This is a genomic window from Alteromonas sp. MMG017 (genome assembly GCF_018100795.1).
Classification (GTDB): domain Bacteria; phylum Pseudomonadota; class Gammaproteobacteria; order Enterobacterales; family Alteromonadaceae; genus Alteromonas.
In genome coordinates this window covers 414939-429719 of the sequence record NZ_JAGJDY010000004.1, presented here as the reverse complement: position 1 = coordinate 429719, position 14781 = coordinate 414939, and the positions used below count along the sequence as shown (strand labels likewise).

Below are 14781 nucleotides of genomic sequence, written 5' to 3'. Positions count from 1 at the left end.
TGGTAAGTAAGTTATAGACTAAAAACGCTCAACATCTGTTGGGCGTTTTTTTATTGGAGTTAGTGTGAATAAAACCCTGTTAGTCATTATTTTTTCGCTTTTTGTTTCTGCCTGTTCAAGCAGAAGTGGTTTTTCTATTCCAGAAGTAGCCCAGCCATCACCAAAAATTCAGTTTGAGAACTTGTTTCTTCGAGGCGTATTTAATTGGTGGGAAGCCACATCGGCCTATCAGTTTAAAAAAGATAGTAACGGTTGGTACGTCAATGTAGAGCTTATCGCTGATGGACAACCTTATGACTTTCGTTTGTCTGATGCTATTTGGACACCGAGTCAAAGTTGTGGAGGTAATTACAAGGGTCAGCCTGTTATGGTAAGCACTAAGATATTTTTAGTCTGTAAACAAGGCTCTGAGAACCTACAATTTACACCCTCTAATACCGGTATTTATCGTTTTCAGGTTGCTCCTGCAGACGACAATGAAGTGAGTTTGGTGATAACTAGAATGCCGTAAGGCTTTAGTTTCTGAACGCCTACATCACTGGTTCATAGCGCTATAATAAAGAAAAAGAGTAGACATTAAGCCTACTCTTTTATTAACCCGGTTTTTGGTATGCGCGTATTGTTATCTCAATCACCTACACCTAACCCCTACCTACCTATCCACCTATCCACCTATCCCTAATTATTACTGATTACCACTGATTAGCGCTCGACTAAAATCGTCACTACGTTGTCATATTGTCGTTGCTCAAACTCACCTGTCACCACACCAGTATCATCCATTAATGGAAAGACATAGCGCGGCGTCATTATGACTTCATAATCATCAGTACCCGATGGAATATCTTCTACCTCTAAAAAGCCATAATGTTTACCTCCCGATACTAGCTTTGCTCTTTCCCATACTTCAAGCGCGTCTCCATGGCCGCTCTAATGGGTTTTTCTTGCGCTTCAAGGTAGCAAGTCAAACTGCACATAATCTGTTGTAGGCGGTTAACCTGGGCTGAAATATATGTATTGAGGCTACGATTATAAGCGTGGTTTATAAACAAAAAAGCCCGGATTCTTTTGTTAAAGAAGCCAGGCTTTTCTTTATCTCTTCACACTTAGGTGTGGGTCATTGACCTCTTTACACGTCTAAGTTTTCTACTCTTAACGCGTTAGCTTCAATGAAGTTTCGTCTTGGCTCTACTTGGTCGCCCATTAGCGTAGTAAACAATTGATCACACGCTATGGCATCTTCAATTTTCACTTGAAGCATTCTACGACCTTCAGGGTCCATGGTGGTTTCCCAAAGCTGGCTTGGGTTCATCTCGCCTAGTCCTTTATAACGCTGGATGTACTGACCGCGTTTAGCTTCACTCATTAACCAATCTAGTGCTTCTTTAAATGACTCTACAGGCATCTTACGATCACCACGTTGTATAAACGCATTAGAGCTCATCATGTCGTTAATCGCCAAATTAAGCTCTTTAAGACGCTGATATTCAGTAGACTCAATAAAGTCGTGACCAATTACGTATTCGTAATCGATACCATGCATACGCATAATAATGGTGATATAGAACTCGCTAAGTTCGGTGTCTCTGCGAATTTCATAACGGTATGTTGCGCCATCATTTTCACGTTCAGTAAGCTGTGCTACAAAGTGCTCAGCCACGTTTGCTAGCGTGCTTTCGTCTTTTAAATCTTCTAGATTCAAAGTAGGCGTATAAATCATTCTATAAAGAATAGAGGAAGGCATTAGACGCTTCATGCGCGTAATCATCTTCTCTGCAGATTGGTATAAAGTTACCAATTGCTCTAACGCGACACCGCTGATACCTGGATCATCATCACTAGTATGCAAAGATGCGCCATCAATAGCGATAGAGGTTAGGTATGACGTTAACGCATCATCATCTTTCAGATACTGTTCTTGCTTACCTTTTTTCACTTTATAAAGCGGCGGCTGTGCAATATAGATATAACCACGTTCAATGATTTCTGGCATTTGACGGTAGAAAAATGTCAGTAGCAAGGTACGAATGTGCGAGCCATCCACATCAGCATCGGTCATGATAATGATGCTGTGATAACGTAGTTTTTCTGGGTTATATTCGTCGCGCCCAATACCACAACCTAGTGCAGTGATCAGCGTGGCCACTTCTTGTGAAGAAAGCATTTTGTCAAAACGTGCTTTCTCAACGTTCAGTATTTTACCTTTAAGCGGAAGAATAGCTTGGTTCTTACGGTTTCGTCCCTGCTTGGCTGAACCGCCAGCAGAGTCCCCTTCCACTATATATAGTTCGCTTAGTGCAGGATCTTTTTCCTGACAATCAGCAAGTTTACCTGGCAAACCAGCTAAGTCTAATGCTCCTTTACGGCGAGTCATTTCACGGGCTTTACGTGCAGCGTCTCGAGCACGTGCCGCATCAATAATTTTGCCAGCAATAATTCTACTTTCGGCAGGGTTCTCAAGTAAGAACTCAGCAAGTTTTTCGTTCATTGCTGATTCAACCGCGGATTTCACCTCTGAAGAAACCAGTTTATCCTTAGTTTGTGAAGAGAATTTAGGATCAGGTACTTTCACTGATACAACAGCCGTTAAACCTTCACGCGCATCATCACCGCTCGTGTTAGTTTTCGCCTTTTTGTTCATACCCTCTTTTTCCATGTAGTTATTAAGCGTTCTTGTTAACGCACCACGGAAACCGGCTAAGTGGGTACCACCATCTCGTTGAGGAATGTTGTTGGTGAAGCAGTATATATTCTCTTGGAAACCATCATTCCACTGCATAGATACTTCTACTGAAATACCATCTTCTTGCTCATGTGTGAAATGAAATACTTTCTGGTGTACAGGTGTTTTCTTTTGATTCAAATATTCAACGAAGGCTTTAATACCACCTTCGTACATGAAATGATCTTCTTTACCATCTCGCTCGTCTTTCAAGCGAATCGAAATACCAGAGTTAAGGAAAGATAATTCTCTTAAACGTTTAGCTAGAATATCGTAGTGGAACAAAGTGTTCGTAAAAGTGTCTGAGCTCGGCCAGAAACGTACACTTGTACCTGTTTTATCAGTTTCACCTATAACGGCTAATGGCTGTTGAGGCACACCATGCTGGTATTCTTGCTCGTGAGTTTTACCTTCACGACGAATACGCAGCTTTAATTTGCTTGAAAGAGCGTTAACTACAGATACACCTACACCGTGAAGTCCGCCTGATACTTTATAAGAGTTATCATCGAACTTACCGCCGGCATGCAGAACCGTCATAATAACTTCTGCTGCAGATACACCTTCTTCTTCATGCACCGCAGTTGGAATTCCGCGACCATCATCGTAAACAGAAACAGAACCATCTGTGTGTATTTGCACAACGATTTCTGAACAGTGTCCAGCCAATGCTTCATCTATCGAGTTATCAACAACCTCGAAAACCATGTGGTGAAGTCCTGTACCATCGTCCGTGTCACCGATATACATACCAGGACGCTTTCGTACGGCGTCTAATCCTTTAAGTACCTTGATACTGGACGAGTCGTAATTATTCTGTTCTGACATACTAGGTTTTACTCCTCTTTCACGCTTCCATGTTCCACGTGAAACATTTTCTTTTCGTTATATTTTTGTATGAATTCAAGCTGCGAAGATTCAATTGCAGTAACGAAAACCTGCGTATCCATATCCAACAGCCCGTCTATAAATAACTCACGTTTATCGGCGTCAAGTTCTGCGCCTACATCATCTAACAAGAAGATACTCTTTCTGTTAGTTAACGTATTAAATAGTTCTGTTTGCGCCATTTGAAGCGCTGCAACAGCCATTCTAAGCTGCCCGCGAGACAATAACTCTTGGGCATTAACCCCATTTACTTTTAGCTTAATATCAGCCTTGTGGGGGCCAGAAGTTGTATGACCTATTTTACCATCATACTCACGTTTTTTAACTAAGCTTTCTGCTAAAGACGCATCTTTTTCCCATCCTTTATAATAATTAAGGGAAACTTCGTAGTCAGCTAGAAATGTTGTAGCGTATTTTTCAAAAATAGGCGCCAATTTTGATATATATTCTTCGCGTTTCGTAGATAGCGCTTCCGCCCGCTCTAGAAAACACTGTTCCCAGTACTGATTTTGAGGTGCCGATAAATCGGACTGTTGTTTCAACAAGGCATTACGGTGCTTAAGAAATTTAGAAAATTGCACCGACAGCATTTGGAAGTCATGTTCCACGTGAAACAATCCCCAGTCACAAAAACGTCTACGTTCAGAAGGAGACCCTAAAATAAGATCAGTACTTTGGGGGGTAAATAATTGAACGGGTACTAAAGAAACTAAATCAGAAAGCTTATTTGAATGCTCACCGTTAATGCTGCAGGTAAATGTATCGTTGCGTCGACGCTGAAAACCTACATTCAGTTTCTCGCTGTCCTCATTCCGGCAACTAGCAAATACACTGAATTCCTCTTCCCCCGTTTTAATAACAGAAGTATGTTTACTGGTACGAAACGATCTTCCAAAACCTAAATAGAAAATAGATTCAACAAGTGAGGATTTTCCACTGCCATTTACACCGCGAATAATCGTTAATGCAGGCGAAGGTGAAAGAGTTGCAGAAGAAATGTTACGGAAGTTCGTAAGCTGGACTTTGTCCAGTTTCATAAGAAAACTCGGTAAAAAGCACGATAATAATAAAAGATAAACGGCGATGGAATGAATCTAGAAATCCTAGAATTTAGATACAAACGCACCGCCGATAAATAATGAAGTGTATTAATAACTACAGACGCATTGGCATAATGACATAAAGTGCAGCATCATCGGCAGCATCTTCAATCAGGGCACTTGCGTTAGAATCAGACAAACTGATTTTCACATCGTCAGAACCTAGCGAGTTCAATACGTCGATTAGATAAGCTACATTGAAACCAATTTCTAAGTCGTCGCCTTGGTAATTTACATCTACGATTTCTTCGGCTTCTTCTTGCTCTGGGTTATTCGCTGTAATTTTCAGTTCACCAGATGAAAGATTTAATCGAACACCGCGGAATTTTTCGTTGGATAAAATAGCTGCACGAGAAAACGCATCTTTTAATACCGCTTTGCTGGCAATAATTTCTTTATCACCATCTTGAGGCAGTACCCGACGATAATCAGGGAATCGGCCATCTACCAATTTAGAGGTAAAGATGAAGTCGTTTGAAAAAATACGTAAATGGTTTGCACCTATTTGTACTTTTAATGATTTATCGTCTTCTGTAATTAAACGCGATATTTCAAGTACACCCTTGCGTGGGATGATAACTTGTCGGGCAGGAAGTGTTGTTTCGTAGCTTAAACGACAAAGTGCAAGACGATGACCGTCAGTTGCCACGGTACGAATAATGTTTTCTTCCGTTTCTAACGACATGCCGTTCAAGTAATACCGAACATCCTGCTGCGCCATTGAAAAGCTTGTTGAATCAATTAAGCGTTTCATATCGCTACAGGTGATTTCAAACTCTACTTCGCCTTCCCAATCTTCTAGATTTGGATAGTCGTTAGCTGATAACGTAGATAGGGTGTAACGACCACGCCCTGCTTTTATAAGCGCTTTGTTACCATCTAAAGAGAAATGAATATCGGTGCCTTCAGAAATACCTCGAATAATATCGAAGAGTTTCTTGGCAGGAACGGTGATTTCGCCTTCGGTGAACTCCCCTTCTAACTTAACGCTAGAAATGAGCTCAACCTCTAAATCTGTACCTGTTAACCATAGTGCGTCTTCACTAACTTTAATGAGCACGTTAGAGAGAATAGGTAATGTGTGTCTACGCTCTACAGCCCCCGATACCAGCTGAAGGGGTTGTAAAAATTGTTCGCGGCTTATACTAAATTTCATTGCTGTGCTATCTCGCCTCTAAAGGTCATTTTTTAGGAAGACAAAGTCCGAATGAGGTTCTTATAGTCTTCTTTTATATCATGACTTTCTTCTCTAAGCTGCGTTATTTTTCTGCAAGCATGAAGTACCGTTGTATGGTCTCGTCCACCAAAGGCATTTCCTAACTCAGGCAAACTGTGATTGGTTAGCTCTTTCGCTAAAGCCATCGCCACTTGTCTGGGCCTTGCAACACTTCGACTTCTTCGCTTAGATAAAATGTCAGCAACTTTAATCTTATAATAATCTGCCACAGTTTTCTGAATATTATCAACCGTAACTAATTTTTCTTGAAGGGCTAATAAATCACGCAAGGCTTCACGAACAAAATCGATGGTTATCGGACGACCTGTGAAATTAGCGTTGGCAATCACTCGGTTCAATGCCCCTTCTAACTCACGAACATTCGAACGTAAACGCTTAGCAATAAAGAAGGCAACTTCATTAGGTAAGTGAATACGGTTCTCGGCAGCTTTACGCATTAAGATGGCAACACGAGTTTCTAATTCAGGAGGCTCAATAGCAATAGTTAAGCCCCAGCCGAAACGAGACTTAAGGCGGTCCTCTACCCCATCAATTTCTTTAGGGTATCTATCAGACGTGAGTATGATTTGCTGATTACCTTCCAGTAATGCATTAAAGGTATGAAAGAATTCTTCTTGAGAACGTTCTTTATTAGCAAAGAATTGAATGTCATCAATTAATAACGCATCTACTGAACGATAGAAGCGTTTAAAGTCTTCTATCGCATTATTTTGTAGTGCCTTAACCATATCTTGCACAAAGCGCTCAGAGTGCATGTAAACGATTTTGGCATTTTCATTGTTTGCCACAATGCCATTACCTACAGCATGCAATAAGTGCGTTTTACCTAAACCCGTTCCGCCATAAATAAATAAGGGGTTATAAGAACTACCCGGGTTATTTGCCACTTGAGTAGCCGCAGCACGGGCTAATTGGTTTGATTTACCTTCAACGAAGTTATCAAATTGGTAAGTCGGGTTGATATTACTTTTATGCTTAGCCGCTTCTGGGATCGGGATCACTTTAGGCTGCTGAGACGCAGATCGCATTGTGTTAGATCCAGCACTTCGTTGATCATACTGTATATTGTCATGATTAGACGTAGAGTGGCTTTGCTGACTGTACCCCGTTTGAGGCATGGCAGAGCGCGCACTCGCTTGTACAGGTGATGACGCAGTACTATTGTTATTATCAATAGATTGTTGATCGTTGCCCGATTGACCGGCCATATTTCCTGATGATCGCCCTGAATATTGATTAGACGATTGACCAGAACCTTGGCTAAATGACTGACTAGGTGCCTGGTTATACGATTGATCAGGTGCTTCGTTTTTATCTTGGCTAAAGCTCTGATCTTGACTGAAGCTCTGATTGTGGCTTTGATTTTGGTTTTGAGGTTGCTGGGGCGCAGGTGAAGCAGCGGCTCTACTACGGCTTAAGCTTTCCCTACTCATAACATCTAAGCGTAACTGAGGTGCGTTCGGACCTGCAAATTCCCGCAATAACCCAGTAATGTTATCGAGATACTTATCTCTAACCCAATCAAGAATAAAACGGTTAGGGGCAAACAAGGCCACAACACCTTCTTCCTCTTGAGGAACCAAAGGTCTGATCCACATACTAAATTGTTGCGTGGGTAATTCTTGACGCAAACGCTCAAGACATTGATTCCATAAAGACATGTAAGTTACTTAGCTCCGGTAACTCGCAAATAACAACCAATACAAAGAAACAGGCACCGAGATGCGCGCCAAGAAGAAGAATCAGGCGGATGTATATTGTTGGGTAGCAGCGAGAATTTGTTTTATCATTTTAATAGCTGTGGATTATCTTACTTTATCAACAAAAAGTAAATGACGATCTTTGGGGATCATCAGGATCAAACTTGTAACCTATTGATAATTAAACAAAGAGCTCTTATTCGAAAATGTGCTTAATTTAGCTGAATTAAGAATTAAAATCGTAATAATTGTATGAGATCACCGCCTAAATGCTATACATAGCGGCATGAAAATTAAAAATCTGTGGATAAAATGATGATTATAACCAGCTTATTCACAGTTAAAATTATACCTACTGCTTAGCATTTAAGCCTTTTCAGTAAACTTTGTTCACATTTTCTACCAAAATAGTGGATTATTGATTGACAGCAGCCCCCGAGATCTCTAGAATTCAGCGTCCTTTTTCGATGGGCTTTTCTGGTGATAAGCACAACTTACTCTGGCAACAGAATAAAGTGTTTACCAAAAACGCCTATGTTTAATTAAATATAAGTGAGACTTTGGTCATGAAAAGAACATTTCAACCGAGCAATTTGAAGCGTAAGCGTTCTCACGGTTTTCGTGCTCGTATGGCGACTAAAAATGGTCGTAAAATACTAGCAGCTCGCCGTGCAAAAGGCCGCGCTCGTCTTTCTGCTTAAGCTTAAGTAGAAAGCACCTAAAGTGGGCGAAAATCATTTTTCACGGGAGTTACGTCTGTTAACTCCCACCCACTTTACCTATGTGTTTGATAATGCAATTCCAGCTGTATCTCCCTCGTTTACTATCCTTGCAAGAACCAATACTCTACCGTCCCCACGTTTAGGCATTACACTTGCCAAAAAGCGCATTCGTAAAGCTCACGACCGAAATCGTTTAAAACGTTTAATTCGTGAAAGTTTTCGCCATAAGCAACATGACCTCCCAAATGTGGATATTATCGTAATTGGTAAATCTGGTGCTGATAAACTTAGTAACCAAGAAATTTTCGCAACGATGGATAAGCTATGGAAAAAATTAGCCAAACGTTGCAACGCGTCTTAATCGCGATACCACTGGTACTCATAAAACTGTATCAATGGTTTATATCTCCTATTTTAGGACAACGCTGTCGTTTTCATCCATCATGTTCTTGGTATGCTATTGAAGCACTAAAAACACATGGATTAGTAAAAGGCGGTTGGCTATCAATCAAACGCATATTAAGATGCCATCCTTTGCATGCCGGTGGTTACGACCCAGTACCGGAAAAACAACAAGATAAACACTCAAAATAAAGAGACCTATATGGAATCGCAACGTAGTTTTCTGATAATTGGCCTGGCGCTGGTCAGTTTTTTGCTTTGGCAACAATGGCAAAAAGAATACGGACCTCAACCTGTACAGCAAGTACAAACAGAGCAAGCCGAACAGGTATCACAAGGTGTGCCATCATTTGATGATGCGCAATCTGAAGATGTACCTACCGGTGATAGCCTGCCAGCTGCTAAACCGATGGTTAGCGCATCAAATGCTAACCGTATTATCGAAGTTAAAACTGATGGCTTAGACCTTCGCATCGACTTATTGGGTGGCGATGTCATTACTGCAGACTTGTTAAAGTTTCCAGTAACTCAAGGCTCTGAAGAACCTTATAGCCTATTACGTTCAGGTAATAATCTATATATCGCGCAAAGTGGTCTTATTGGTGCCAATGGCCCAGATGCTAGCAGCAGTGGTCGCCCTGTTTATCGTACCGACAGCAATTTCTACGAGATGACCGGTGATACCCTCGAAGTGCCTTTGGTATGGAAAAACGACCAAGGACTTACTGTTACCAAAACGTTCATCTTCAAAAAAGACCATTACAACGTAGCGGTAAATTATACTGTTGAGAATAACTCCGGTACGGCGGCTAATGTGCAGCAGTATGCACAACTAAAACAAGTTATTGACGCGGAAGACGACGGCAATATGTTTATGCCTACCTATCGCGGCGCAGCATACTCTACCGAAGAAGATCGTTATCAAAAGTACACGTTTGATGATATTGCTGATGACAAATTGCGTGAGACTACCAAGGCGGGTTGGGCTGGTATGCTAGAGCATTACTTTGTCTCTGCTTGGGTACCACCACAAGATCAAGTAAACACCATTTACTCGCGCAATATTTCAAACCAATATGCGGTTATTGGTGTGTTGATGCCAGCGGCAGTGGTTAATACTGGCGAAACAAAAACCTTATCTAGCACCCTTTATATGGGTCCAAAAGATCAAGACAAGTTAAAAGAGATTGCTCGCGGATTAGACCTAACCGTCGATTACGGCATTCTATGGTGGATATCGCAATCACTGTTTTCATTGCTTACATTCTTGCACAGCTTAGTGAATAACTGGGGTGTAGCCATCATCTTGATTACTATCGTAGTGAAAGGTGCTATGTACTGGCTGACTAAGAAGCAATACGAGTCTATGGCTCGCATGCGCAACTTAGCGCCTAAAATGCAGCAACTTAAAGACCGTTTTGGCGATGACAGACAAAAAATGTCTCAGTCGATGATGGAGCTTTACAAGAAAGAAAAAGTTAACCCAATGGGTGGTTGTTTACCACTAGTACTTCAAATGCCTATTTTCCTAGCGCTCTATTGGGTGTTAATGGAAAGTGTTGAATTACGCCATGCAGATTTTGCATTGTGGATCACTGATTTGTCGGTGAAAGACCCGTACTTTGTATTGCCTATACTAACGGGCGCAAGTATGTACTTGTTGCAGAAACTACAACCTACAACAATTACTGACCCAATGCAGCAGAAGATAATGCAGTTCATGCCTGTGGCAATGAGTGTGTTCTTCTTATGGTTCCCTGCAGGTCTAGTATTATACTGGTTAGTCAGTAACATCATTACATTAGTACAAGCCAAAATGATATATGCTTCTATGGAGAAGCGGGGAATTAAATAGCAACGTCTATTTCTTTTATAATAAACAGCCCGCCAATTGCGGGCTGTTTTGTCTACGAGGATAAATTAACTATGCCATCATTTGATATTGTGTCTGAAATCAATATGGAAGAAGTGCGTAACGCCACTGAAAATGCTCACCGAGAACTTGCCACACGTTTTGACTTTCGTGGCATTGAAGCGAGCTTTGAATACAAAGAGAAAACCGTGGTCATGAAAGCAGAAGCGGAATTTCAATTACAGCAAATGGAAAGTATGTTTAGAACTGCATGCTCTAAGCGAAACCTAGATACTTCGTTTATTGATATGAAGCCCTTTGATGCTAACGGCAAAACTTATCGTCAAACGATTGCTTTCAAAGAAGGCATAGAACAGCCTATTGCGAAGAAAATCGTAAAAATTATTAAAGACGCAAAAATCAAAGTACAAACGGCTATTCAAGGTGAAGAACTGAGAGTAACCGGTAAAAAGCGTGATGATTTACAACAAGCCATGGCCTTGGTGAAATCATCAGACTTAGGTCAGCCTTTTCAATTTAAGAACTTTCGCGACTAAAATATGGATTCACATATCATCACAACCGATACCATTGCCGCCCAAGCTACTGCCCCTGGGCGCGGTGGTGTAGGAATTGTACGCGTATCAGGCCCACATGCTAAAACTATAGCCGCCACTCTGGTACCTACAACGCTAACCCCTAGATTGGCCACCTATACCCCGTTTGTCGATAGCCAACAAAATGTTATCGACCAAGGTATCGCGCTATTCTTCAAAGGGCCTAATTCATTTACGGGCGAAGATGTATTAGAGCTGCAAGGTCATGGCGGTCAGGTTGTGATGGATATGCTTATTGACGCTGTGTTATCCACTGGCAAAGCGCGATTAGCCAACCCAGGTGAGTTCAGTGAACAAGCCTTTATCAACGACAAGCTCGATTTAGCGCAAGCTGAGGCTATCGCTGATTTAATAGATGCCAGCTCTAAACAAGCAGCTAGAAGCGCGCTACGTTCGTTACAGGGCGAGTTTTCAACCCAAATACAAACCTTGTCTGATCAAATCGTTCATTTACGTATGTACGTTGAAGCCGCTATCGACTTTCCTGAAGAAGAAATTGATTTCTTATCTGATGGAAAAGTGTCTGGCGATCTAGCCGCCATACTTGCGCATCTTCAAGTTGTACGAGAGCAAGCTAAGCAAGGAAGTCTGCTAAGAGAAGGTATGCAGGTGGTTATCGCCGGGCGCCCTAATGCGGGTAAATCAAGTTTACTAAATGCATTAGCAGGCCGAGATAGCGCCATTGTCACCGAGATTGCAGGCACTACTCGTGATGTATTAAAAGAGCATATTAATATTAACGGCATGCCGGTACACATCATTGATACCGCAGGTCTTCGTGATAGCCCAGACAAAGTAGAACAAATTGGTATTGAGCGAGCGTGGCAAGCCATCAGCGAAGCGGATCACGTACTTTTTGTTACTGATTCAACCACTACCGATGTGGCAGATCCTTATAAAATTTGGCCTGAATTTATGGCGCGCTTACCAGAGGGTATCCCAACCACGGTTATTAAAAATAAAGCGGATCTAAGCGACTTACAAGTAGGCCTGAATAACGTCAAAACCGAACATGGCGATATGCCGGTTATTAATATTTCAGCAAAACAAAGCGACGGTATTGATACCCTGCGAGATCATTTAGCCAACACCATGGGGTTCGACACCACCACCGAAGGGCAATTTATCGCCCGAAGACGTCATCTTGATGCCTTGGAAAAAGCTCATCAATTTGTGGTGATAGGCGAACAACAACTCCACGACGCGATGGCCGGTGAATTACTAGCAGAAGAACTTCGGTTAGCCCACCAGTCGTTGTGTGAAATAACCGGTGAATTCACCTCAGACGACTTACTTGGTAAGATATTTTCATCTTTCTGTATTGGTAAATAATTGATGACAACGCACTACGAAATAATTGTGGGTACCATGCTTGGCGCATCTGAATATGTAGCTGAGGCTATTGCAAAAACGCTCGAGCAGCGAGGCAATACATTTACTATTCATCTTGAACCAACGCTAAGCGACATTAATAAAGATTCAACATGGATAGTATGCACATCAACCCATGGTGCCGGTGAGCTCCCAGATAATATCCAACCTTTTGCAAAATCATTAAAAGACGCAGATTTACCAGGTGTGAATTTCTATGTGATTGGTTTGGGTGACACGAGTTACGATACCTTCTGCCATGGCGCAAAAGATATAGAAACCGCGATGAAAAATACCGGCGCTACCCTTCTTGCCGACCCCATACATATTGATGTGTTAGAATATCCTATTCCAGAAGATGAAGCGGTAGCACTGTTTGAACGCTCCTTGGAAACTGCATGAGTACAACGCTAACGCAAGCTGAACTCGCGGTACTGCAATCGCCGATATCAAACGATTGCCGCGTACTTTACTTGCTTGGCTTACGCCCAACAGCCAACACGGCTTCAACGGCAAGTGCTGCTATCGATTATAAGTACTTACTGTCGCTATTGAACGGCGAACAAAAAGACACCCCCTATCAACGTGGCCGGCAAATCAATAGCCTGTTAAAACAGCTTGAACTTGTGGGGCTGGTGGTTTTTCCAGAAGAGTTGGATTTAGAGCATTCTATTAATGGTAAAGCCCTGCTGCTTCCACTCATAAACAACGCACAATCAAATTTTGATGCCCTGCATAAATCCCATTTTGCTATTTCAGCCGCTTGGAAGCCAAACAAGGAGCTGTTTTTAGAAATGGCCTCTCTGCTCGGTATTATCGATACTGAATATGATGATAATGAAGTGGGCGAATTCATTTCATACTGGCTAGGCAGACCAAGCACAATCCTTAGTGAGTTTCAGTGGACACAAAAATTCGCTCACAATATTAAACATAAGCGCGTAGCCGCGGGTTATTCTCCTGTAAGAAAAGTGGGAAATCAGCAAGTGAAAGTTGCAGCCGGTATCGAAGCGGATGATAATGCAAGAAAGCTGGTGGAAAAATACGCCACATCGACAAAGAAGAACTAACGCTATGGATCGAATTACAGACAAAATTGCGAATCTTGCCAAGGCCCTTAACAAGCCTTCCGAGCCTAACGATGAATACATCGATTACGCAACGCTTAGAAAGCAATACGAGAACCAAGCAAACCAAGAAATTGGTCAACTACAACAACGCTCTAAAAAAGCGCGTGTAGAAGCCATTCATGGGCGTTCTGATCTAAACCCCAAGTGGACGTTCGCTAATTTGATAGAAGACAGCGACGATGTCATTGAAGCGGTGTCTATTGCACAGTCTTTTATTGCCGCTCATGACGATCCCGCCTGGCGTCAAAGTGGTTCTCACATGATGTTATTCTACGGCGATTATGGCAGGGGTAAGTCTCATATTGCTGGCGCGATCGCCCATCAACTTATAGAACAATATGAGATCTCAGTCTTATACAGGCAGCTTTCAACCCTACTGGAAATGCGTTATTTCTCTTATGATTTTAGTGCCACAGACAACGTAGGCCAGAAGTTCAGAGAAGCAAACCAAGAATTACTCGAAGTCGATTTGCTCATTCTGGATGAAGTCTGTGTGAATGAAACCGTGCTTAAAAAGAATACCCAAAGCTGGTTAGGCAATTTATTGCGCCAACGTTTGGTGAATAAAAAGAACTGCATCTTAATTACCAACCATAGTTTAGGCGAGCTAGAGCACGCTATGGGCCGTTATTGCTTTGAGTCAGTCAAAGAATACGATACTTATAAAGTACGCTTTCAAGGCCCAAGTAGACGTGAAGGCTTAACCCAAGATGAAGCCGAAGCACAAAATATCACGCCGAGATATCAACCTAACCAGGTTCGCTAAGCTAAAAACCGCAGAGAAAGCGCGCTCAACGATCAGTAAAATACCCTCGTATTTCTTTAAAAGGGTATCATTAATAATGATCATTGCTCCTCTGCGGCACTAATTTTTTCTGTTTCCTCCATAATTTTTTAATTATTTTTCCGATCACAAAATAAAAGATATTGAGTGATCACATGATCCACCTAAAAATTGTGGAAAGATCTCATCCACAATAAGATCGCTCTGAAAGCCATATTCTATGCTTAGTTAGCGATCTAACAGTAGTAATAACCAA

The 14781-nt window shown here is 41.8% G+C and carries 14 protein-coding genes; 10 read left to right on the top strand and 4 right to left on the bottom strand.

The window, feature by feature from the left end:
* The first annotated feature begins 64 nt into the window (after positions 1–64).
* Positions 65–511 (top strand): hypothetical protein, encoded by a 447-nt coding sequence (locus J8L84_RS08775; protein WP_211070347.1) that lies wholly within the window; start codon positions 65–67, stop codon positions 509–511.
* Between the two features lie 618 nt (positions 512–1129).
* Here J8L84_RS08775 and gyrB read toward each other — a convergent pair.
* The 4 genes from gyrB to dnaA all read right to left on the bottom strand — a co-directional run bounded on the left by gyrB (position 1130) and on the right by dnaA (position 7608).
* A complete protein-coding gene (gyrB, locus tag J8L84_RS08770) occupies positions 1130–3550 on the bottom strand; it encodes a DNA topoisomerase (ATP-hydrolyzing) subunit B (RefSeq protein WP_211070346.1) in 2421 nt (806 codons plus the stop codon).
* An 8-nt stretch (positions 3551–3558) separates the two neighbouring features.
* Positions 3559–4647 (bottom strand): DNA replication/repair protein RecF, encoded by a 1089-nt coding sequence (recF, locus tag J8L84_RS08765; protein ID WP_211070345.1) that lies wholly within the window; start codon positions 4645–4647, stop codon positions 3559–3561.
* Positions 4648–4765: 118 nt separating this feature from the next.
* Positions 4766–5866, bottom strand: coding sequence for a DNA polymerase III subunit beta (dnaN, locus tag J8L84_RS08760; RefSeq protein ID WP_159534265.1), 1101 nt, complete (start codon positions 5864–5866; stop codon positions 4766–4768).
* 32 nt (positions 5867–5898) lie between these two features.
* Positions 5899–7608 carry a chromosomal replication initiator protein DnaA gene (gene dnaA / locus J8L84_RS08755; RefSeq protein WP_211070344.1) on the bottom strand — a complete coding sequence of 570 codons (1710 nt, stop codon included), beginning with the start codon at positions 7606–7608 and terminating at the stop codon, positions 5899–5901.
* 605 nt (positions 7609–8213) lie between these two features.
* Between dnaA and rpmH the strand changes: the two genes are divergently transcribed.
* From rpmH to J8L84_RS08710, 9 genes are all read left to right on the top strand, one after another.
* Positions 8214–8348: a 50S ribosomal protein L34 gene (gene rpmH / locus J8L84_RS08750; RefSeq protein WP_049791785.1), complete on the top strand. Its 135-nt coding sequence runs from the start codon at positions 8214–8216 to the stop codon at positions 8346–8348.
* A 22-nt stretch (positions 8349–8370) separates the two neighbouring features.
* Entirely contained in the window at positions 8371–8730 is a 360-nt protein-coding gene (rnpA, locus tag J8L84_RS08745; RefSeq protein ID WP_013786828.1) for a ribonuclease P protein component, read from the top strand.
* Complete coding sequence (gene yidD, locus J8L84_RS08740) at positions 8715–8963, top strand: membrane protein insertion efficiency factor YidD (RefSeq protein ID WP_082605073.1); 249 nt, start codon at positions 8715–8717, stop codon at positions 8961–8963. Before rnpA ends, yidD begins: the two co-directional genes overlap by 16 nt.
* A gap of 10 nt (positions 8964–8973) precedes the next feature.
* Positions 8974–10626 (top strand): membrane protein insertase YidC, encoded by a 1653-nt coding sequence (gene yidC, locus J8L84_RS08735; protein ID WP_211070343.1) that lies wholly within the window; start codon positions 8974–8976, stop codon positions 10624–10626.
* Between the two features lie 71 nt (positions 10627–10697).
* Positions 10698–11180, top strand: coding sequence for a YajQ family cyclic di-GMP-binding protein (locus J8L84_RS08730; RefSeq protein ID WP_057795044.1), 483 nt, complete (start codon positions 10698–10700; stop codon positions 11178–11180).
* 3 nt (positions 11181–11183) lie between these two features.
* Entirely contained in the window at positions 11184–12572 is a 1389-nt protein-coding gene (gene mnmE, locus J8L84_RS08725; protein ID WP_211070342.1) for a tRNA uridine-5-carboxymethylaminomethyl(34) synthesis GTPase MnmE, read from the top strand.
* Between the two features lie 3 nt (positions 12573–12575).
* Positions 12576–13013 carry a flavodoxin domain-containing protein gene (locus tag J8L84_RS08720; protein WP_211070341.1) on the top strand — a complete coding sequence of 146 codons (438 nt, stop codon included), beginning with the start codon at positions 12576–12578 and terminating at the stop codon, positions 13011–13013.
* Positions 13010–13681 carry a DnaT-like ssDNA-binding domain-containing protein gene (locus J8L84_RS08715; RefSeq protein ID WP_211070340.1) on the top strand — a complete coding sequence of 224 codons (672 nt, stop codon included), beginning with the start codon at positions 13010–13012 and terminating at the stop codon, positions 13679–13681. The genes J8L84_RS08720 and J8L84_RS08715 overlap by 4 nt, the downstream gene beginning before the upstream one ends.
* 4 nt (positions 13682–13685) lie before the next feature.
* Positions 13686–14507, top strand: a complete 822-nt coding sequence (locus J8L84_RS08710; RefSeq protein ID WP_211070339.1) for an ATP-binding protein — start codon at positions 13686–13688, stop codon at positions 14505–14507.
* Positions 14508–14781: the final 274 nt, after the last annotated feature.

Excerpts from the sequence above, each read along its gene's own strand:
- dnaA (WP_211070344.1), bottom strand. The coding sequence starts at position 7,608 with ATGTCTTTATGGAATCAATGTCTTGAGCGTTTGCGTCAAGAATTACCC.
- dnaN (WP_159534265.1), bottom strand. The coding sequence starts at position 5,866 with ATGAAATTTAGTATAAGCCGCGAACAATTTTTACAACCCCTTCAGCTG.
- yidC (WP_211070343.1), top strand. The coding sequence starts at position 8,974 with ATGGAATCGCAACGTAGTTTTCTGATAATTGGCCTGGCGCTGGTCAGT.
- gyrB (WP_211070346.1), bottom strand. The coding sequence starts at position 3,550 with ATGTCAGAACAGAATAATTACGACTCGTCCAGTATCAAGGTACTTAAA.
- mnmE (WP_211070342.1), top strand. The coding sequence starts at position 11,184 with ATGGATTCACATATCATCACAACCGATACCATTGCCGCCCAAGCTACT.
- rpmH (WP_049791785.1), top strand. The coding sequence starts at position 8,214 with ATGAAAAGAACATTTCAACCGAGCAATTTGAAGCGTAAGCGTTCTCAC.
- J8L84_RS08720 (WP_211070341.1), top strand. The coding sequence starts at position 12,576 with ATGACAACGCACTACGAAATAATTGTGGGTACCATGCTTGGCGCATCT.
- J8L84_RS08710 (WP_211070339.1), top strand. The coding sequence starts at position 13,686 with ATGGATCGAATTACAGACAAAATTGCGAATCTTGCCAAGGCCCTTAAC.
- J8L84_RS08715 (WP_211070340.1), top strand. The coding sequence starts at position 13,010 with ATGAGTACAACGCTAACGCAAGCTGAACTCGCGGTACTGCAATCGCCG.
- recF (WP_211070345.1), bottom strand. The coding sequence starts at position 4,647 with ATGAAACTGGACAAAGTCCAGCTTACGAACTTCCGTAACATTTCTTCT.
- J8L84_RS08730 (WP_057795044.1), top strand. The coding sequence starts at position 10,698 with ATGCCATCATTTGATATTGTGTCTGAAATCAATATGGAAGAAGTGCGT.